The organism is Streptococcus mitis (assembly GCF_047460035.1).
Lineage (GTDB): Bacteria > Bacillota > Bacilli > Lactobacillales > Streptococcaceae > Streptococcus > Streptococcus mitis_DW.
In genome coordinates this window covers 37,984-57,308 of sequence record NZ_JASHHB010000008.1, presented here as the reverse complement: position 1 = coordinate 57,308, position 19,325 = coordinate 37,984, and the positions used below count along the sequence as shown (strand labels likewise).

17 protein-coding genes are annotated in these 19,325 nt (G+C 39.9%); 14 read left to right on the top strand and 3 right to left on the bottom strand.

Annotated elements, in window-relative coordinates; all coding sequences use genetic code 11:
* Positions 1 to 24 precede the first annotated feature (24 nt).
* From QM956_RS07765 to QM956_RS07750, 4 genes are read left to right on the top strand one after another with little or no spacing between them, the layout of a single operon-like run.
* The gene (locus QM956_RS07765; protein WP_023947317.1) at positions 25 to 918 is read left to right on the top strand and encodes an AvrD family protein; all 894 of its coding nucleotides are present in this window, start codon (positions 25 to 27) and stop codon (positions 916 to 918) included.
* Entirely contained in the window at positions 918 to 1,694 is a 777-nt protein-coding gene (locus tag QM956_RS07760; protein ID WP_023947319.1) for an AAA family ATPase, read from the top strand. Before QM956_RS07765 ends, QM956_RS07760 begins: the two co-directional genes overlap by 1 nt.
* A gap of 8 nt (positions 1,695 to 1,702) precedes the next feature.
* Positions 1,703 to 2,380 (top strand): ABC transporter ATP-binding protein, encoded by a 678-nt coding sequence (locus tag QM956_RS07755; RefSeq protein WP_023947321.1) that lies wholly within the window; start codon positions 1,703 to 1,705, stop codon positions 2,378 to 2,380.
* Positions 2,377 to 4,644 carry an ABC transporter permease gene (locus QM956_RS07750; RefSeq protein WP_023947323.1) on the top strand — a complete coding sequence of 756 codons (2,268 nt, stop codon included), beginning with the start codon at positions 2,377 to 2,379 and terminating at the stop codon, positions 4,642 to 4,644. The genes QM956_RS07755 and QM956_RS07750 overlap by 4 nt, the downstream gene beginning before the upstream one ends.
* 146 nt (positions 4,645 to 4,790) lie before the next feature.
* Here the strand turns inward: QM956_RS07750 and QM956_RS07745 are convergent, their stop codons facing one another.
* From QM956_RS07745 to hslO, 3 genes are read right to left on the bottom strand one after another with little or no spacing between them, the layout of a single operon-like run.
* The gene (locus QM956_RS07745) at positions 4,791 to 5,342 is read right to left on the bottom strand and encodes a cysteine hydrolase family protein (protein ID WP_049499130.1); all 552 of its coding nucleotides are present in this window, start codon (positions 5,340 to 5,342) and stop codon (positions 4,791 to 4,793) included.
* 1 nt (position 5,343) lies between these two features.
* Positions 5,344 to 6,324 (bottom strand): tRNA dihydrouridine synthase DusB, encoded by a 981-nt coding sequence (gene dusB, locus QM956_RS07740; RefSeq protein ID WP_000183308.1) that lies wholly within the window; start codon positions 6,322 to 6,324, stop codon positions 5,344 to 5,346.
* Positions 6,311 to 7,183, bottom strand: coding sequence for an Hsp33 family molecular chaperone HslO (gene hslO, locus QM956_RS07735; RefSeq protein WP_000357854.1), 873 nt, complete (start codon positions 7,181 to 7,183; stop codon positions 6,311 to 6,313). Before hslO ends, dusB begins: the two co-directional genes overlap by 14 nt.
* A gap of 164 nt (positions 7,184 to 7,347) precedes the next feature.
* Between hslO and QM956_RS07730 the strand changes: the two genes are divergently transcribed.
* From QM956_RS07730 to dltD, 10 genes are all read left to right on the top strand, one after another.
* A complete protein-coding gene (locus QM956_RS07730; protein ID WP_414302395.1) occupies positions 7,348 to 8,775 on the top strand; it encodes an AcpB/EbpR/MafR family transcriptional regulator in 1,428 nt (475 codons plus the stop codon).
* Between the two features lie 159 nt (positions 8,776 to 8,934).
* On the top strand, positions 8,935 to 10,443 hold the full coding sequence (glpK, locus tag QM956_RS07725) for a glycerol kinase GlpK (protein WP_414302394.1): 1,509 nt from the start codon (positions 8,935 to 8,937) through the stop codon (positions 10,441 to 10,443).
* A gap of 41 nt (positions 10,444 to 10,484) precedes the next feature.
* Complete coding sequence (gene glpO / locus QM956_RS07720) at positions 10,485 to 12,311, top strand: type 1 glycerol-3-phosphate oxidase (RefSeq protein WP_000395965.1); 1,827 nt, start codon at positions 10,485 to 10,487, stop codon at positions 12,309 to 12,311.
* 69 nt (positions 12,312 to 12,380) lie between these two features.
* Positions 12,381 to 13,085: an MIP/aquaporin family protein gene (locus tag QM956_RS07715; RefSeq protein ID WP_000980819.1), complete on the top strand. Its 705-nt coding sequence runs from the start codon at positions 12,381 to 12,383 to the stop codon at positions 13,083 to 13,085.
* 239 nt (positions 13,086 to 13,324) lie between these two features.
* Entirely contained in the window at positions 13,325 to 14,503 is a 1,179-nt protein-coding gene (locus QM956_RS07710; RefSeq protein ID WP_414302393.1) for a ryptide export MFS transporter, read from the top strand.
* A 310-nt stretch (positions 14,504 to 14,813) separates the two neighbouring features.
* On the top strand, positions 14,814 to 14,945 hold the full coding sequence (locus QM956_RS07705) for a teichoic acid D-Ala incorporation-associated protein DltX (RefSeq protein WP_000813667.1): 132 nt from the start codon (positions 14,814 to 14,816) through the stop codon (positions 14,943 to 14,945).
* A gap of 20 nt (positions 14,946 to 14,965) precedes the next feature.
* Complete coding sequence (gene dltA / locus QM956_RS07700; protein ID WP_414302392.1) at positions 14,966 to 16,516, top strand: D-alanine--poly(phosphoribitol) ligase subunit DltA; 1,551 nt, start codon at positions 14,966 to 14,968, stop codon at positions 16,514 to 16,516.
* Positions 16,513 to 17,757 (top strand): D-alanyl-lipoteichoic acid biosynthesis protein DltB, encoded by a 1,245-nt coding sequence (gene dltB, locus QM956_RS07695; protein WP_084930609.1) that lies wholly within the window; start codon positions 16,513 to 16,515, stop codon positions 17,755 to 17,757. The genes dltA and dltB overlap by 4 nt, the downstream gene beginning before the upstream one ends.
* Positions 17,758 to 17,770: 13 nt before the next feature.
* A complete protein-coding gene (gene dltC / locus QM956_RS07690) occupies positions 17,771 to 18,010 on the top strand; it encodes a D-alanine--poly(phosphoribitol) ligase subunit DltC (RefSeq protein ID WP_000351967.1) in 240 nt (79 codons plus the stop codon).
* Positions 18,003 to 19,271, top strand: a complete 1,269-nt coding sequence (dltD, locus tag QM956_RS07685; protein WP_150922693.1) for a D-alanyl-lipoteichoic acid biosynthesis protein DltD — start codon at positions 18,003 to 18,005, stop codon at positions 19,269 to 19,271. The genes dltC and dltD overlap by 8 nt, the downstream gene beginning before the upstream one ends.
* Positions 19,272 to 19,325: the final 54 nt, after the last annotated feature.

Sequence of the window (19,325 nt, the reverse complement as noted above, 5' to 3'; positions counted from 1 at the left end):
CAGTTTAAAAGATTGGAGAAGTATATGCTAACAGTAGATTATTTACTTGGAGACAATAAAAATCGTTATTTTGGCAGAGGGCATAAGAAGACGACTTATGAAGTTAAGTTGAAAAATATTTTAGAAGGAGTTGGGTCTCTTCATCAAGAAGGTTTGTGGTCTAGTAAACAATCTGAAATCATACAGCAACACCTGAGTACATTAGATGGAATAGTATTAGCTCATTTATTTGGAAGTGAAATACTGAAAAGAATGGGAGTGAGATTAAATCAGTATAGGTTAAGCCATTTTGAGATAAAGTCAGGGATAAAAGCTATAGAAGAATTGGTAAATTTAAAATTAGAATTACAAAATTTCAAAATGACGAACCAAGTGATTGAATTTGATTGCTTGGTAATGGATATGAAAGTTTGTTTAGGATATCAATTATTAGAATGTATGGAAAATGTAGCTGCTATAGGAGAACAAGGTAGAGATTTTTTATCAACTCATTTAAGAGATAGACAACATGATATATACGATGTTGAGTTTTCAGATAGTAGTATATCTTGTAAAGCAGAGCAAGTATTGATCAAAGATATTGAATATAGTGGTGTAGGTAGTCTAGAACAGAATTATTATAGTTTGTTAGAGCTTCTGATTATTTTTTCTCAAATGGCAGAGATGTTAGCCTACCATATCGAAGAGATATCTCGAGAGGAGAGCAATACCATGTGGATGAAGCAAGTAAGTGCAGACTTGAATTCACCAATTTTGAACGGAGTAGTGGAGCTCAGTGGTAGTGTTTCAAAAAATAGATTATTAAAAATTAGAGAAGAACATTGGAAAGTCTACGAAATGTCTGGATATGATATAGATCATAAGGTAGTCTTTAAAAGTAAAATAGCTCAAAAATTACCTGATGGAGGGGGACAGTGATGGGAAATAGAGAATTAAGGTTAGTCATATCAGGCACTTATTCTACAGGTAAGACAACAACTGCTACAGCTCTTTCGATTGCAACGGGACTTCCCTTAATCGACGCTTTGTCTGCGAGGGAAATTTTGACAGATTTATATCCTGGCAGAAGATTTCAGGATATGTCATCAACTGAATTAATGGCACTAGGGCTAAAGCGTTTTGAGGAGAGAATTCGTACAGAAGGAATTCTATACAAGGAACATGGAAGTTTTCTATCAGATGGTTCAGTATTGAATGAATGGATTTACGGGACTGTTCGAATGAAGGTAGGAATTAATCCAGGATCAGCATTCATTCATCGATTGATGAAATCTATTTTAGGTATTCCGGGTCGACGATTTTTCAAAAAATATTTGACTGCTTATGGGGTTGTCTCTAAGAATCATGCGAAATTGTGGTATACAGATGTTGTTCATTTACCAGTAGAGTTTGCAATGGATCCAGATGGGCATAGACCAGTATCTGAAGAGTATCGAAATTTATCAGATGAGGAATTATATGAAGCTTATAGGAATTTGGGTCTGACACCTTATTGTGTCAAAGGTAGTCAGAAAGAACGGTTAAATCAGATCATTCAACATTATGAGTTGCCAATAGTTGTTCCAGTAGATGAGGCTATTTCCTTAGCTGAAAAGGTTATACGAGAAAACAGGGAAGCAGTATCTAAACGTATCATAGAACAGTATGAAGAGCCTACATTAAAGGAAAAAATAAAATTTATGACAAGATATTAGGAGTATGTATGATTCAGTTTCAAAATATTAGTAAGATTTATAAGGTAGGAGAGCAAGAAGTTCGTGCTTTAGATCAAGTTAGTTTTTCTATTGAGAAAGGGAAATTTACAGTTATTTTAGGTCCATCAGGTTCAGGGAAAAGTACGTTACTAAATTTACTTGGTGGGATGGATCGTGCGACATCAGGAACCTTTATATTTGATGAGGAACTAGTAACAAAGTTTACGGACAAGGAATTATCTGCTTATCGAAAAGATAAAATTGGTTTTGTTTTTCAATTTTATAACTTAGTTCCAAGTTTAACAGCCAAGGAGAATATAGGTATTGCAGCAAATTTAGTGAAAAACAATAAAGAAATTGATATGTATTTAGCTCAAGTTGGTTTACTTCATAGAAAAAATAATTTTCCTAATCAACTTTCTGGAGGTGAAATGCAACGTGTATCAATTGCAAGGGCATTGGCTAAAGAGCCTAGTCTATTATTGTGTGATGAACCTACAGGAGCGTTAGATTCAAAGACAGGTGATAGTATTTTAACTCTATTGAAGGAAGTTTCTAGAAATGGGAATGCTGCAGTTGTAATGGTTACACATAATAGAGAGTTTGCTAAATTTGCAGATCGAGTTATATATTTGAAAGATGGAAGTATTGAAAAAATAGAGAATAATGAAGAGGTGCTGGGATGAGGTATCTTCATATAAAATTATTAAGAGATCTTCGGCAAAATTGGCAACAATTTTTCTCTGTTTTTCTGATGTCTCTATTAAGTGTATTAATCTTTGTAGGTCTACAAGGAGCTTGGCATGGACTTGAAAAGAGTCTAGAGAGTTATCTGAAACAATCTGAACTTCCTGTTGTTTGGGTTCAAGCGAGACAAATTGATGAATCAAAAATCAAGCAGGTTGAACAATTATCTTCTGTTGAAAAAGTTGTCAGTAAAAAGAAAGGCTTTGCTAATATTGTTCGTTTAGACAAGACTGACGGACGAATCAATCTTGAAACGATTACAGATAATCAACTGGTTACAGTAACAGAAGGAAGTCGTTTTTCTGAAGGAAAACAAGATTCGATTTGGATTGATGGGAATTATGCGAAGAAGAATCGTTTACAGATTGGAGATTCAATTTCTATTTCATCAAGAGGAGAACAGATAGATTTAAAAATTGTAGGATTTGTTCAGGCAACAGATAAGATTTATTTTACAGGTAGTATGGAATATATAGCTCCAAATCCTGACAATGATGCCTATGGTTATATTGCAGATAATGAAATTGCAAAAGGAATTCTGGGTTTATCGTCAGATAATGCCTTAGAAATTTACGGTTCTAAGGTAGATTTGCGAGGAGATTTAGAGTCTATTTTTGGGGGCGATTTAGTTTCTTATCAAGATCAAAAAAGTTTAACTGAAATATCAGAAGCTACCGATCGAGTTGGGCAAATTAGAAACTTATCTTACTTATTTTCTTTTATCTTTATTTTGTTAGCTATTTTGGCTATGTTTACAACCATTCAGCGTTTGATTGATGGCCAAACAAAAGAGATTGCTGTATTAAAGGCTTTAGGCTTTTCAAATCAGGCTATCAGTTTACATTATATTTTATTTGGCTTAGTAGTAAGTTTATTAGGAAGTTTCGCAGGCTTTGCTATTTCTCCCTTGATGTCATGGTTTGTACTAGAAACTCAAAAGTCAATGTTTACACTTCCAAATTGGCAAATATCTTATTCGTCTTCATCAATGGTTGTCGGTATTGTAGTCATTATTATTTGTGTTTTAGCTGCCTATTTAGCTTCTAGAGAGTCAGCTAGAGGCTTACCAGCAATATTTTTAAGAGGTAAAGAAAAAGTTGCTAAATCTGTTTTTGTGGAAAGATTTTCCTCTATCTGGCAACGAATTTCTTATCCTTCTAGATGGGCAATTCGTGATGCCTCGTTTAATCGTATTCGAGTTTTGATGGGAATCGTGGGAGTTGCAGGAAGTATGATGTTACTGATTGCTGGAATTGGTATGCCTGTGTCTATGAATCATCTTGTTGATAAGGCATACAATGAAGATTTTTCTTATTCAAAACGCCTAACCGTAGCGGATTATACATCTTCTAAGTCTAGATATGGTGGGCAAGGTGTACAAATTTCACAGGCACATTTTAATCCAGATGATGGCTACAATCGTTTATTGATTATATTTGATGATGGAGATATGATCCAAGCAAAAACAGAGAGTGCGGATTCTTTGAAAGATGATGGTTTGTATATAACTAGATCATTTGCCCGTTTAGCAGGTATTAAAGTCGGAGATTTTTTAAATGTGACTCCCTATCAAGATGGTCATACTTACAAGTTTGAAGTAAAAGGGATTGTCACAAGTGAAACCAATCAAGGGGCCTATCTTCATGCTAGAGTCTTTGAAAAAGCAGGGGGAGATTTTACTCCACATACTTTATTAGTTGGATCAGAGGTGGACCAAGATACTATTAAGCAAGACAAAGGTGTTCTATCTGTCATTGAAAAAGGGAGCCAAGAAAAAAATGCCTATGATTTTGTAGCTAGTTTGATGAGTGTATTTCTAATGATTATTGGCTTTGCTTTATTACTGGTTATTATTGTTCTCTATAATCTGGGTTCTTTAAACTTTGTAGAGAGAATGAGAGACTATGCTACATTGCAAGTATTAGGATTTTCTAATCAATATCTACAGATGGTGACTCTTCTTGAGACTATACTGACTACCTTTATTGGGTGGCTAGTAGGAATTCCTTTAGGAATATGGTTTTTGAAAGAGTATGTAGCAACATTTTCGACGATTCGAATTGAGTATACCGCTTATGTCAGTATGTATGTCCTTGTTTTTGCTACGTTATTGGTTTGGTTTACATCTTTAGGGACTGCTTATTTTATTAGTCTTCGTATGAGAAAGATTGACATGATTAGTGCTCTAAAGGGGGTAGACTAGTATGGTCAGTTCTGAGTGTATCTATAGACATTTATGAATAATTGTTAATCATCAGTTCTAAGGTCCAAATTTACCTATTTGTGTATTGGTTCACTACATTACTGTATTCAAAATCCGTCAGCTCAAATAAGAGTTGACGGATTCTTTTATACTTGTACTTGGGTTAAAAATTCTTCTGTAGTAAGAATTTGAGCAAACTCATCTTGTAGAGAAAGGAGATTAATCTCATGGATAGTCTCAGGAGAGATGGCCTGACCGTTTTTGTTAGATAGGGTAAAACTGGCAGTGGCATCTGCTAGTAAAGTGACTTCAAAACCAAGATTTGCTGCCATTCGTGTCGTAGTAGATACACAATGAGGCAGAGTCAAACCAACAACGATTAAATGACAAATCTGATTTTTTCGTAAATAGGTTTCAAGATTTGTTCCAATAAAGGCGCTATTAACCGTTTTTTGAAAGACAGGTTCTGAAGCAAATGGTTCAAATCCACTTTTAAACTCCTGATTTTGTTTGTTATGAAATTGCGACTGGGGATTATCAGATATGTGCTGAATATGTAAGACCGGAAGACCGTGTTTACGAAAGTATGCTAGTACCCTCAATGCTTGATGTTCAGCTTGAGGGTTGTTTCGTTCTCCCCAGATAGGTCTATCAAATGCTTTTTGCATATCGATAATCAGTAGAGCAGTATGAACCATTTTAAGCCTTATCCAACTGCAAGAGAGCCTCAATCTCTGCCAGAGTGCTAGCTTGTGAAATAGCTCCACGAAGTTTGGCAGCGCCAGATGTTCCACGGAGGTAGTGAGGAGCGAGGCCACGGAATTCACGAACTGCGACATTTTCCCCTTTGAGGTTAATCAAGCGTTTCAAGTGTTCGTAGGCAATTTTCATCTTGTCTTCAAAGGTCAAATCAGGTAGGATCTCTCCTGTTTCAAAGTAGTGGTTGATTTGGTTGAAGAGGTATGGATTTCCCATAGCTGCGCGGCCAATCATGACTGCGTCAGCACCGACTTCTTCGATACGCTGTTTGGCTTCTTGAACTGTACGGATGTCACCGTTGGCGATAAATGGAATCTTGGTCAAAGCTTGAGCGACCTTGTGAAGGGTCTCAAGATCTGCGTGACCTGTATACATTTGCTCACGGGTACGGCCATGCATGGCGAGGGCAGAAACACCTGCAGCTTCAGCAGCCAGGGCATTTTCTACTGCCAGAGATGGGTCAGCCCAGCCGGTACGCATTTTGACAGTAAGTGGGATATCAAGGACAGATTGGACCTTGTTGATGATCGAGTAGATCTTGTCAGGATCCTTGAGCCACATAGCGCCAGCTTCGTTCTTCACGATTTTGTTGACAGGACAACCCATGTTGATATCGACGATATCAGTTTTGGTGTTTTCTTGGATGAATTCTGCTGCGCGTGCTAGGCTGTCTTCATCGCTACCAAAAAGTTGGATAGAGACTGGGTTTTCTCCTTCATCAATATGAAGCATGTGCAGGGTTTTTTCGTTGTTGTATTGGATTCCCTTGTCAGAGACCATTTCCATGACAACAAGTCCAGCTCCGAGCTCTTTTGCAATAGTACGAAAGGCTGAGTTGGTGACACCAGCCATGGGTGCTAAAACGGTACGATTGGGAATCTCAACATTGCCAATCATAAAAGGTGTATTAAGATTTGTCACGAATGAGTTCCTCCAGGTCGTTTTCATCAAAGTTGTAAGTAGTTTGGCAGAATTGACAAGTGATTTCAGCCCCGTGGTCTTCCTCTTTCATTTCCTGTAAGTCTGAGCTTGGAAGGCTGGCAAGAGCGTTCATAAAGCGTTCATGGCTACAGTCACATTGGAAACGAATTTCTTCTTCAGAAAGACGCTTGTAGGCCTCGTCACCGTAGATTGCTTTGAGGAGGGCTTCGATATGGTCTTCACTTTCCAGAAGGGTTGAGATAGCTGGCATTTCTTGGATGCGTTTTTCAAAGCGAGCAATCTCTTCTTCCTTGGCTCCTGGCAAGACTTGGACTAGGAAACCACCTGCAACCTTGACCTTGTCTTCCTCGTCCAAAAGGACATTGAGGCCGACTGCTGAAGGAGTTTGTTGGCTTTCAGTCAGGTAAAAGGCAAGATCTTCACCGATTTCCCCAGAGATGAGGGGAGTCATAGAGTTGTAAGGATTTCCAGTACCGTAGTCTGTGATAACGAGGAATTGACCATTGCCGACAAAAGGTCCGACAAGGACTTCACCAGTTGCAGTCTTTTTGATGTCAACACCAGGGTTTTGAACGTAACCTTTGACATTCCCCTTGGTGTCAGCGACGGTGATGATAGCACCTAGAGAGCTAGATCCCAGCACCTTAACTGTTAGTTTGGTATTTCCTTTTTCATTGGCTGCGAGAATCTGGCTAGCGATAAGAGTTCGACCAAGTGCTACAGTTGAGCTGGCTTGGGTTTGGTGTTTTTCTTGAGCAGTGCGGACGGTTTCTGTGCTGTCAAGGACAAAAGCACGAAAGGCTCCGCTTTCTGATATTGTTTTAATAATTTTATCCATAGCTACTATTTTAGCATAAAAATGCCCAAAGGGGGAGCCGTGTGTTTGCTGATTTTCAGGATAATGGACCGGGAATTTAGCAGGGAAATAAAAAGAGAAACAGATTATTTCAGCATTTGTAAGATTTATGCTATGCTTAAGGTAGAACATGAAAGGGGTAACAAATGTATTTAGGAGACTTGATGGAAAAGGCTGAATCTGGCCAATTTTCAATCCTTTCCTTTCTATTACAAGAGTCTCAGACGACTGTCAAGGCTGTAATGGAGGAAACAGGATTTTCAAAAGCAACCCTAACCAAATATGTCACCCTGCTCAATGACAAGGCTTTGGACAGTGGTTTAGAGCTGAACATCTCCTTAGAAGATGAAAATCTGCGTCTATCGATCGGTGCAACTACCAAGGGAAGAGATATTCGGAGCCTGTTTTTGGAGAATGCTGTTAAATATCAGATTTTGGTCTATCTTCTCTACCACCAACAGTTTTTAGCCCATCAGCTGGCTCAAGAATTGATGATTAGCGAGGCTACGCTTGGTCGTCACTTAGCTAGCTTAAATCAGATTTTGTCAGAATTTGATTTATCTATTCAAAATGGACGTTGGCGAGGTCCAGAGCATCAGATTCGCTATTTCTATTTCTGTCTTTTCCGCAAGGTCTGGTCGAGTCAGGAATGGGAAGGCCATATGCAGAAACCAGAGAGAAAACAGGAGATTGCCAGTTTAGAAGAAATCTGTGGTGCAAGCTTGTCTTCGGGGCAGAAGTTAGACTTGGTTCTCTGGTCCCACATCAGTCAACAGCGTCTTCGGGTCAATGCCTGTCAGTTCCAAGTGATAGAAGAGAAAATGCGAGGCTATTTTGACAATATTTTCTACCTTCGTTTGCTGAGAAAGGCTCCGTCCTTTTTTGCGGGGCAACACCTTCCTCTAGGAACTGAGGATGGAGAGATGATGATTTTCTTCTCATTTCTCCTATCTCATCGTATTCTTCCTCTTCATACTATGGAGTATATTCTTGGTTTTGGAGGGCAGTTGGCAGATTTGCTGACGCAATTGATTCAAGAAATGAAGAAGGAGGAGTTACTGGGTGATTACACAGAGGACCATGTTACCTATGAACTCAGTCAGCTTTGTGCTCAAGTCTATCTTTATAAGGGCTATATTTTACAGGATTGCTACAAGTACAAGTTAGAGAATCGTCATCCATATTTACTGATGGAACATGATTTTAGGGGGACGGCAGAGGAGATTTTTCATGCTCTACCTGCCTTTCAGCAGGGGACGGATTTGGATAAGAAAATTCTCTGGGAATGGCTTCAGTTGATGGAATATATGGCTGAAAATGGTGGTCAGCATATGCGGATTGGTCTGGATTTGACATCTGGTTTTCTTGTCTTTTCAAGGATGGCAGCCATTTTGAAACGGTATTTGGAATATAATCGTTTTATTACCATTGAAGCCTATGACCGAACTCGACATTATGATTTGCTGGTTACCAATAACCCCATTCATAAGAAGGAACAAACCCCAGTCTATTATTTAAAAAATGACTTGGATATGGAAGATTTGGCGGCTATTCGTCAGTTATTATTCACTTAAAAGGCTTGGTCGTTCCAGGTCTTTTTTGTGAAATTCACACAATCTCCTCACATTTTTTTAAAAATTAAAAAAAGTTGATGAACAAGAAAGCGCTTTATTTTGTATACTAGTAAGTGTAAAGAGGAAACATCCTCAAGATCTTTATCAGGAGGACAGCACATGTCACAAGAAAAATACATCATGGCCATTGACCAGGGGACTACAAGCTCTCGTGCCATTATTTTCAACAAAAAAGGAGAAAAAGTTAGCTCGAGTCAAAAAGAGTTTACCCAGATTTTCCCTCAGGCAGGTTGGGTAGAGCACAAAGCCAATGAAATTTGGAACTCTGTTCAGTCAGTTATTGCGGGTGCTTTCATCGAAAGTGGTGTCAAGCCAAATCAAATCGAAGCAATCGGTATTACTAACCAGCGTGAAACAACTGTTGTCTGGGATAAGAAAACAGGGCTTCCTATCTACAACGCAATCGTTTGGCAGTCTCGCCAAACAGCCCCTTTAGCTGAGCAACTAAAAAACCAAGGTTATGTGGAAAAATTCCATGAAAAGACTGGTTTGATCATCGATGCTTACTTCTCAGCGACTAAGGTTCGTTGGATTTTGGATCATGTAGAAGGCGCTCAAGAGCGAGCAGAAAAAGGGGAATTGCTCTTTGGTACCATTGATACTTGGTTGGTTTGGAAATTGACTGACGGTGCGGCTCACGTGACGGACTACTCAAATGCAGCCCGTACCATGCTTTATAACATTAAAGAACTCAAATGGGATGATGAGATTTTGGAAATCCTCAACATTCCTAAGGCTATGCTTCCGGAGGTTCGTTCTAACTCTGAAATCTACGGTAAAACAGCCCCATTCCATTTCTATGGTGGAGAAGTTCCAATCTCAGGTATGGCTGGGGACCAACAAGCGGCCCTCTTTGGACAGTTGGCCTTTGAACCTGGTATGGTTAAAAATACTTATGGAACAGGCTCTTTCATCATCATGAATACTGGTGAAGAAATGCAGTTGTCTGAAAATAACCTCTTGACAACCATTGGTTACGGAATTAACGGCAAGGTTTACTATGCCTTAGAAGGTTCTATCTTCATCGCAGGAAGTGCCATTCAATGGCTTCGTGACGGTCTTCGCATGGTAGAAAATTCACCAGAATCTGAAAAATACGCTCGTGATTCTCACAACAACGATGAAGTTTATGTCGTTCCAGCCTTTACAGGTCTAGGTGCTCCATACTGGAACCAAAACGCTCGTGGTTCTGTCTTTGGTTTGACTCGTGGAACAAGTAAAGAAGACTTTATCAAGGCAACCTTGCAATCTATCGCTTATCAAGTCCGTGATATCATCGATACCATGCAAGTGGATGCGCAGACAGCTATCCAAGTCTTGAAGGTAGATGGTGGTGCAGCCATGAATAACTTCCTCATGCAGTTCCAAGCTGATATTTTGGGAATCGATATCGCACGCGCCAAAAACTTGGAAACAACAGCTCTAGGGGCAGCCTTCCTAGCAGGTTTGTCAGTGGGCTACTGGAAGGATTTGGATGAGTTGAAGCTCTTGAATGAGACTGGAGAACTCTTTGAACCATCTATGAACGAATCGCGCAAGGAACAACTCTACAAGGGCTGGAAGAAGGCTGTGAAAGCAACCCAAGTCTTTGCGGAAGTAGACGACTAATACTGGAAGAATAAAGCGACTCAGTTAGAAAGTGTGTAAATATGGAATTTTCAAAGAAAACACGTGAATTATCAATTCAAAAAATGCAGGAACGTACCTTGGACCTCTTGATTATCGGTGGAGGTATCACTGGTGCTGGTGTAGCCTTGCAGGCGGCAGCTAGTGGTCTAGATACTGGTTTGATTGAAATGCAGGACTTCGCAGAAGGAACATCCAGCCGTTCAACAAAATTGGTTCATGGAGGACTACGTTACCTTAAGCAATTTGATGTAGAAGTGGTATCAGATACAGTTTCTGAACGTGCAGTGGTTCAACAAATCGCTCCACACATTCCGAAACCAGACCCAATGCTCTTGCCAGTTTACGATGAAGATGGAGCTACTTTTAGCCTCTTCCGTCTTAAAGTAGCTATGGATCTTTACGACCTCTTGGCAGGTGTCAACAACACACCAGCTGCTAACAAGGTTTTGAGCAAGGAAGAAGTCTTGGAACGCCAGCCAAACTTGAAGAAAGAAGGTTTGGTAGGAGGTGGAGTTTATCTTGACTTCCGTAACAACGATGCTCGTCTCGTGATCGAAAACATCAAACGTGCCAACCAGGACGGTGCCCTCATTGCTAACCACGTGAAGGCAGAAGGCTTCCTATTTGACGAAAGTGGCAAGATTACAGGTGTTGTAGCTCGTGATCTCTTGACAGACCAAGTCTTTGAAATCAAGGCCCGTCTGGTTATTAACACAACAGGTCCTTGGAGCGACAAGGTGCGCAATTTGTCTAATAAGGGAACACAATTCTCACAAATGCGTCCAACTAAGGGAGTTCACTTGGTAGTGGATTCAAGCAAGATCAAGGTTTCACAGCCAGTTTACTTTGATACAGGTTTGGGTGATGGCCGTATGGTCTTTGTTCTCCCACGTGAAAACAAGACTTACTTCGGTACAACGGATACAGACTACACAGGTGATTTGGAACATCCAAAAGTGACGCAGGAAGATGTAGATTACCTACTTGGCATTGTCAATAACCGCTTCCCAGAAGCCAACATTACTATTGATGATATCGAAAGCAGCTGGGCAGGTCTTCGTCCATTGATCGCAGGCAATAGCGCTTCTGACTACAATGGAGGAAATAACGGAACCATCAGTGATGAAAGCTTTAACAACTTGATTACGACTGTTGAATCTTATCTCTCTAAAGAAAAAACTCGTGAAGATGTAGAGGCTGCTGTTAGCAAGCTTGAAAGCAGTACCTCTGAGAAACATTTGGACCCATCTGCAGTTTCTCGTGGTTCTAGCTTGGACCGAGATGATAATGGTCTCTTGACCCTTGCTGGTGGTAAAATCACAGACTACCGTAAGATGGCTGAAGGAGCTATGGAGCGCGTGGTTGACATCCTCAAAGCAGAATTTGACCGTAGCTTTAAACTCATCAATTCTAAGACTTACCCTGTTTCAGGTGGGGAATTGAACCCAGCAAATGTGGACTCAGAAATTGAAGCCTTTGCGCAACTTGGAGTGTCACGTGGTTTGGATAGCAAGGAAGCTCATTACCTAGCAAATCTTTATGGTTCAAATGCACCGAAAGTCTTTGCTCTTGCTCATAGTTTGGAACAAGCGCCAGGACTTAGCTTGGCAGATACTTTATCACTTCACTATGCAATGCGCAATGAGTTGGCTCTTAGCCCAGTTGACTTCCTTCTTCGTCGTACCAACCACATGCTCTTTATGCGTGATAGCTTGGATAGCATCGTTGAGCCAGTTTTGGATGAAATGGGACGATTCTATGATTGGTCAGAAGAAGAAAAAGCAGGCTACCGTGCGGATGTCGAAGCGGCTCTCGCTAACAACGATTTAGCAGAATTAAAAAATTAAGAAAAAATAAAAGAGGTGGAGGGCAGGACTCCTTGCCGCCCGCCCCTTCTTTTTAATGGAGACAGAAAGATGATGAATGAATTATTTGGAGAATTTCTAGGGACTTTAATCCTGATTCTTCTAGGAAATGGTGTTGTTGCAGGTGTGGTTCTTCCTAAAACCAAGAGCAACAGCTCAGGTTGGATTGTGATTACCATGGGTTGGGGGATTGCAGTTGCGGTTGCAGTCTTTGTATCTGGAAAACTCAGTCCAGCTCATTTAAACCCAGCTGTGACAATTGGTGTGGCTTTAAAAGGTGACTTACCTTGGGCTTCCGTTTTGCCTTATATCTTAGCCCAGTTCGCAGGGGCTATGCTCGGTCAGATTTTGGTTTGGTTGCAATTCAAGCCGCATTATGAGGCAGAAGAAAATGCAGGAAATATTTTGGCTACTTTCAGCACAGGACCAGCTATCAAAGATACTGTATCAAACTTGATTAGCGAAATCCTTGGCACCTTTGTATTGGTATTGACAATCTTTGCTTTGGGACTTTATGACTTTCAAGCAGGAATCGGAACCTTTGCAGTGGGAACTTTGATTGTCGGTATCGGTCTATCACTAGGTGGGACAACAGGTTATGCCTTGAACCCTGCACGTGACCTTGGACCTCGTATCATGCACAGTATCCTTCCAATTTCAAACAAGGGAGACGGAGACTGGTCTTATGCCTGGATTCCTGTTGTTGGACCTGTTATCGGTGCAGCCTTGGCCGTGCTTGTATTCTCACTTTTCTAATCTAGAAAACAATTATGTTGATAGAGCTTGAGATGAAAATCTCAGGCTTTTTTCATTGAGTATAACCTATTAGTACTATCCAACAACGATAATAATTCCTTCAAAAAGTAGGAATAATAAAGGCAATAGTTTTTGCTTTTTTATGTGAAAAATCTCACTTTTGTTTTCTGCCATTTTATGCTAAAATATTAAAAATCAAATTTTAATTCTAAAGTTGGTAACTAAGATGGGAGCGTTACATGTCTAATTCATTTATTAAGTTATTAGTCTCTCAATTGTTTGCAAATTTAGCAGATATTTTCTTTAGAGTAACAATCATTGCTAACATATACATTATTTCAAAATCAGTAATTGCCACATCACTAGTTCCTATTTTAATAGGAATATCCTCTTTTGTTGCAAGTCTTTTAGTTCCTTTAGTTACTAAAAGGATAGCGCTAAATAGGGTTTTATCTTTATCCCAATTTGGAAAGACTATATTATTAACGATACTGGTAGGAATGTTTACCGTAATGCAATCCGTAGCGCCTTTGGTAACCTATCTATTTGTTGTTGCAATTTCCATATTAGATGGTTTTGCAGCACCCGTTTCCTATGCTATTGTGCCGCGCTATGCGACCGATTTGGGTAAGGCTAATTCAGCCTTGTCAATGACTGGTGAAGCTGTTCAATTGGTAGGGTGGGGGTTAGGTGGACTCTTGTTTGCAACAATTGGTCTGTTACCTACCACGTTTATCATTTTAATCTTGTATATCATTTCTAGCTTTCTGATGTTATTGCTTCCTAAGGCTGAAGTGGAGGTGTTAGAGTCAGAAACTAATCTTGAAATTTTGCTCAAAGGTTGGAAGTTAGTTGCTAGAGATCCTAGATTAAGACTTTTCGTATCAGCGAATTTATTTGAAATTTTCTCAAATACGATTTGGGTTTCGTCTATCATACTTGTCTTTGTAACTGAGTTATTAAATAAAACGGAAAGTTACTGGGGATATTCTAATACAGCATACTCTATTGGGATTATAATTAGTGGCTTAATTGCTTTTAGGCTATCTGAAAAGTTCCTTGCTGCTAAATGGGAAAGTATTCTTTTTCCTCTTGTAGCTATGGCAATAGTGACACTGACTATTCTATATTTTCCAAACGCACAGATGTTTTTATTATTTTCAGCTTTAGTTGGTATGTTATCGCAACTAAAAGAAGTTCCTGAAAGTGTATTTCTTCAGGAAACAGTAGAGGAAAATCATTCGGTTAATGTCTATTCTGCTCTTGAAGTGATTTCGACATTAGCATTTTCAGTATTTGTTTTGCTAATGAGCTATATTACTGAGAGTTTTGGTATTAGCATCAGTTTTTGGCTATCAGCCATTTGTCTGATGATAGAAGCTATTTTAATTTATATCAGACGAGACTATTTTAAATGAGAGACCGGGTAAGAAGTCTTTAAAAATCAGAAAAGCGCATAGTATCAGGTGTTGAAAAACTTGATATTGTGCGTTTTATTATGGGAAGATTTACTTCATTGTCTCCTGAAATGGAGTTTTGAAGCAGGATCACTCTATTTGAAATATTCATAGAAAAACCGCATAATTTTAAAATTAGCTTAAATATAATGAAAATCTACGGCAAACAATTGAAAAAATACTATATAAAGTGGTACAATGGTAGAAAAATAAGCTAGTAAGAATCACTCTTATTTTAGCGAAAAATTACAGAAATGAATGGTTTTTCTTGATGAAACAGAGAAAAGAATTGTACCTCTTTCTTGGTCGGACAGCCTTGTATTTTCTTATCTTTCTGGGGCTGCTTTACTTTTTTAGCTATCTTGGTCAGGGTCAAGGAAGCTTTATCTATAATGAATTTTAACTTGAAGGAGAATCCCTATTGTGTCAAATAAACCAATAGCAGATATGATTGAAACCATTGAGCATTTTGCTCAGACCCAGCCTAGCTATCCTGTTTATAATGTTTTGGGTCAGGAACACACTTATGGAGATTTGAAGGCTGATTCGGATAGTTTGGCTGCAGCCATTGACCAACTAGGCTTGCCTGAGAAGTCTCCTGTGGTTGTTTTTGGCGGCCAAGAATATGAAATGTTGGCAACCTTTGTAGCGCTGACTAAGTCAGGTCATGCCTACATTCCAATTGATAGCCATTCGGCCTTGGAGCGAGTTTCAGCTATTTTAGAAGTAGCAGAGCCAAGCTTGATTATTGCCATCTCAGACTTTCCATTGGAGCAGGTTTCTACATCGATGATGACTCTAGCTCAGGTTCAAGAAGCCTTTGCTCAAGGGAATAACTATGAAATCACGCATCCAGTCAAGGGAGATGATAATTACTACATTATCTTTACTTCTGGTACGACTGGTAAGCCTAAGGGAGTGCAGATTTCCCATGATAACCTCCTCAGTTTTACCAACTGGATGATTACGGATAAGGAATTTGCGACGCCAAGTCGTCCGCAAATGCTGGCTCAGCCACCTTATTCTTTTGACCTGTCTGTCATGTACTGGGCGCCGACCTTGGCACTGGGTGGTACGCTTTTCGCTCTTCCTTCAGCTATTACTCAGGACTTTAAGCAACTCTTTGCGACCATCTTTTCATTGCCAATCGCTATCTGGACATCAACCCCTTCTTTTGCAGATATGGCCATGTTGTCTGAAGCCTTTAATAGTGAGAAAATGCCTGACATCACGCATTTCTACTTTGATGGCGAAGAATTGACGGTTAAAACGGCTCAAAAACTGCGCGAACGTTTCCCAAATGCCCGTATTATCAATGCCTACGGCCCAACAGAAGCGACAGTAGCCCTGTCAGCTGTTGCTGTGACAGACGAGATGTTAGCGACTCTCAAACGCCTACCAATCGGCTATACCAAGGCCGATTCTCCAACCTTTATCATTGACGAGGACGGCAATAAATTGCCAAATGGCGAACAGGGAGAAATCATTGTTTCGGGACCAGCTGTTTCAAAAGGTTATATGAACAATCCTGAAAAAACAGCGGAAGCCTTCTTTGAATTTGAAGGATTGCCAGCCTATCACACAGGTGATGTGGGAACTATGACAGATGAAGGCTTGCTTCTCTACGGAGGACGCATGGACTTCCAGATTAAGTTCAACGGTTACCGCATTGAGTTAGAAGATGTCTCTCAAAACCTCAATAAGTCTCGCTTTATCGAGTCTGCTGTAGCTGTGCCACGTTATAATAAAGACCACAAGGTGCAAAATCTATTGGCTTATGTCATCTTGAAAGACGGTGTTCGTGAGCAGTTTGAGCGTGATATCGATATTACCAAGGCTATCAAGGAAGATTTAACAGATATCATGATGTCCTACATGATGCCGTCTAAATTCCTTTATCGAGACAGTTTGCCACTGACTCCAAATGGAAAGATTGACATCAAAGGATTGATTAACGAGGTGAACAAGAGATGATGGAGTTCTTTCAACAGCTTCCTCATTTAGAGCCATATGGGAATCCTCAGTATTTTGTCTATGTGATTGCTGCAACCTTGCCCATCTTTATCGGCCTCTTTTTCAAGAAACGCTTTGCCTGGTACGAGGTATTGGTTAGTCTCTTCTTTATCGTCACCATGTTGGTAGGTGGGAAGACCAATCAGTTGGTTGCCTTGGGTATTTACCTTTGCTGGGAAATATTGCTCGTACTCTTCTACAAGCATTATCGAAAAAGTAAGGATGGCAAGTGGGTCTTCTACCTAGTTAGTTTTCTGTCCCTCCTTCCGATTATCTTTGTCAAGGTGCAGCCGGCTATCAATGGAACGCAGTCTTTGCTTGGCTTTTTGGGAATTTCTTACCTGACCTTTCGTTCGGTTGGGATTATCATCGAGCTGAGAGATGGAGTGATTAAGGATTTTACCCTCTGGGAATTCCTCCGATTCCTTCTCTTCATGCCAACTTTCTCGAGTGGCCCAATCGATCGCTTTAAGCGTTTTAATGAAAATTATCAGACCATTCCTGAGCGGGATGAGTTGATGGATATGCTGGATGAATCTGTTCGCTATATCATGTGGGGATTTTTGTACAAGTTTATCCTGGCTCATGTTTTAGGAGAAACTTTACTACCTCCTCTGAAGAATCTAGCCCTGCAGTCAGGTGGCTTCTTTAACCCCTATGCCTTGGCAGTTATGTATACCTTTGGTTTGGAGCTTTTCTTTGATTTTGCAGGTTACTCTATGTTTGCCTTGGCTATCTCAAACTTAATGGGAATCCGTAGCCCCATCAACTTTAATAAGCCTTTTTTATCAAGGGATTTAAAAGAGTTTTGGAATCGTTGGCATATGAGCCTTTCTTTCTGGTTCCGTGACTTTGTCTTTATGCGAATGGTGATGGTGTTGACCAGAAAGAAGGTCTTTAAGAATCGTAATGTAACCTCAAGCGTGGCCTATATTGTAAATATGCTGATTATGGGATTTTGGCACGGTGTGACCTGGTACTATATCGCCTATGGACTCTTTCATGGGATTGGGCTGGTAATCAATGACGCCTGGGTTCGCAAGAAAAAGACGCTCAATAAGGAGCGGAAAAAAGCAGGGGAAGCTGCTCTACCTGAGAATCGCTGGATTCAGTTGCTTGGCATGGTTGTCACCTTCCATGTCGTCATGCTGTCATTCTTAATCTTTTCTGGATTTTTGAATGATTTATGGTTTAAAAAATAAAAGGATATAAAAAATGGATATCAAATCAGAAGTTATTGAAATTATTGATGAGTTGTTTATGGAAGATGTTTCTGACATGATGGATGAAGATCTTTTTGATGCCGGTGTCTTGGATAGTATGGGAACGGTTGAGTTGATTGTGGAGATTGAAAACCGTTTTGACATTCGTGTCCCTGTAACAGAGTTTGGTCGCGACGACTGGAATACAGCCAATAAAATCATAGCTGGTATTGTGGAGCTACAAAATGCTTAAACGCTTATGGATGATTTTCGGGCCCATCTTCATAGCTGGATTTTTGGTTCTTCTACTCATCTTTTTTTATCCAAGTACAACAAGCCATAATCTGACGGAGGAGAAATATTCGGCGGCTTCTGTTAGTGTAGAGAGTTTTAAAGAGAGAAGCCAAAAAGTAAGGGCTCTTACAGATCCAAATATGCGTTTTATTCCTTTTCTAGGGTCCAGTGAATGGCTTCGTTTTGACGGTGCCCATCCTGCGGTATTGGCTGAGAAATACAACCGCTCTTATCGCCCCTATCTTTTAGGACAGAGGGGAGCTGCATCGCTCAACCAGTATTTTGGGATGCAACAGATGTTGCCACAACTGGAGAATAAACAAGTTGTATATGTCATCTCGCCCCAGTGGTTTAGTAAAAATGGCTATGAGCCAGCAGCCTTCCAGCAGTATTTTAATGGGGATCAGTTGACGAGTTTTCTGGAACATCAATCTGGAGATCAGGCTAGTCAATATGCAGCGACCCGCTTACTACAGCAGTTTCCAAATGTAGCTATGAAGGACCTGGTTCAGAAGTTGGCAAGTAAAGAAGAATTGTCGACGGCAGACAATGAAATGATTGAATTATTGGCTCGTTTTAATGAACGTCAAGCTTCCTTTTTTGGTCAGTTTTCGGTTAGAGGCTATTTCAAATACGATAAGCATGTAGCTAAGTATTTAAAGACCTTGCCAGATCAGTTTTCTTATCAAGCTATAGAAGATGTTGTCAAAGCAGATGCAGAAAAGAATACTTCTAATAATGATCTGGGAATGGAGAATTATTTCTATAATACACAGATTAAGAAGGATTTGAATAAATTAAAGGATTCTCAGAAAAATTTTACCTATCTCAAGTCGCCAGAATATAATGACTTGCAGTTAGTGTTGACACAGTTTTCTAAATCCAAGGTCAACCCAATTTTTATCATTCCGCCTGTTAATAAAAAATGGATGGACTACGCTGGTCTACGAGAGGATATGTACCAACAAACGGTGCAAAAGATTCGTTATCAGTTAGAAAGTCAAGGGTTTACCAATATAGCAGATTTTTCTAAGGATGGCGGGGAGCCTTTCTTTATGAAGGATACCATTCACCTTGGTTGGTTGGGTTGGTTGGCTTTTGACAAGGCAGTTGATCCTTTCCTATCCAATCCCACACCAGCTCCGACTTACCATCTGAATGAGCGCTTTTTCAGCAAAGACTGGGCGACTTATGATGGAGATGTCAAGGAATTTCAATAGATCATAATTATAGAAGAGTTCAAGGATGAAACTAGTTTTCACGTTTTTTCTTGA

Bases quoted from the DNA above. Each gene is read 5' to 3' on its own strand.
- dltB (WP_084930609.1), top strand. From the start codon at position 16,513: ATGATGGAGTTCTTTCAACAGCTTCCTCATTTAGAGCCATATGGGAAT.
- QM956_RS07710 (WP_414302393.1), top strand. From the start codon at position 13,325: ATGTCTAATTCATTTATTAAGTTATTAGTCTCTCAATTGTTTGCAAAT.
- glpK (WP_414302394.1), top strand. From the start codon at position 8,935: ATGTCACAAGAAAAATACATCATGGCCATTGACCAGGGGACTACAAGC.
- QM956_RS07750 (WP_023947323.1), top strand. From the start codon at position 2,377: ATGAGGTATCTTCATATAAAATTATTAAGAGATCTTCGGCAAAATTGG.
- QM956_RS07730 (WP_414302395.1), top strand. From the start codon at position 7,348: ATGTATTTAGGAGACTTGATGGAAAAGGCTGAATCTGGCCAATTTTCA.
- QM956_RS07715 (WP_000980819.1), top strand. From the start codon at position 12,381: ATGATGAATGAATTATTTGGAGAATTTCTAGGGACTTTAATCCTGATT.
- QM956_RS07765 (WP_023947317.1), top strand. From the start codon at position 25: ATGCTAACAGTAGATTATTTACTTGGAGACAATAAAAATCGTTATTTT.
- QM956_RS07760 (WP_023947319.1), top strand. From the start codon at position 918: ATGGGAAATAGAGAATTAAGGTTAGTCATATCAGGCACTTATTCTACA.
- glpO (WP_000395965.1), top strand. From the start codon at position 10,485: ATGGAATTTTCAAAGAAAACACGTGAATTATCAATTCAAAAAATGCAG.
- QM956_RS07705 (WP_000813667.1), top strand. From the start codon at position 14,814: ATGAAACAGAGAAAAGAATTGTACCTCTTTCTTGGTCGGACAGCCTTG.
- hslO (WP_000357854.1), bottom strand. From the start codon at position 7,183: ATGGATAAAATTATTAAAACAATATCAGAAAGCGGAGCCTTTCGTGCT.
- QM956_RS07745 (WP_049499130.1), bottom strand. From the start codon at position 5,342: ATGGTTCATACTGCTCTACTGATTATCGATATGCAAAAAGCATTTGAT.
- QM956_RS07755 (WP_023947321.1), top strand. From the start codon at position 1,703: ATGATTCAGTTTCAAAATATTAGTAAGATTTATAAGGTAGGAGAGCAA.
- dltC (WP_000351967.1), top strand. From the start codon at position 17,771: ATGGATATCAAATCAGAAGTTATTGAAATTATTGATGAGTTGTTTATG.
- dltD (WP_150922693.1), top strand. From the start codon at position 18,003: ATGCTTAAACGCTTATGGATGATTTTCGGGCCCATCTTCATAGCTGGA.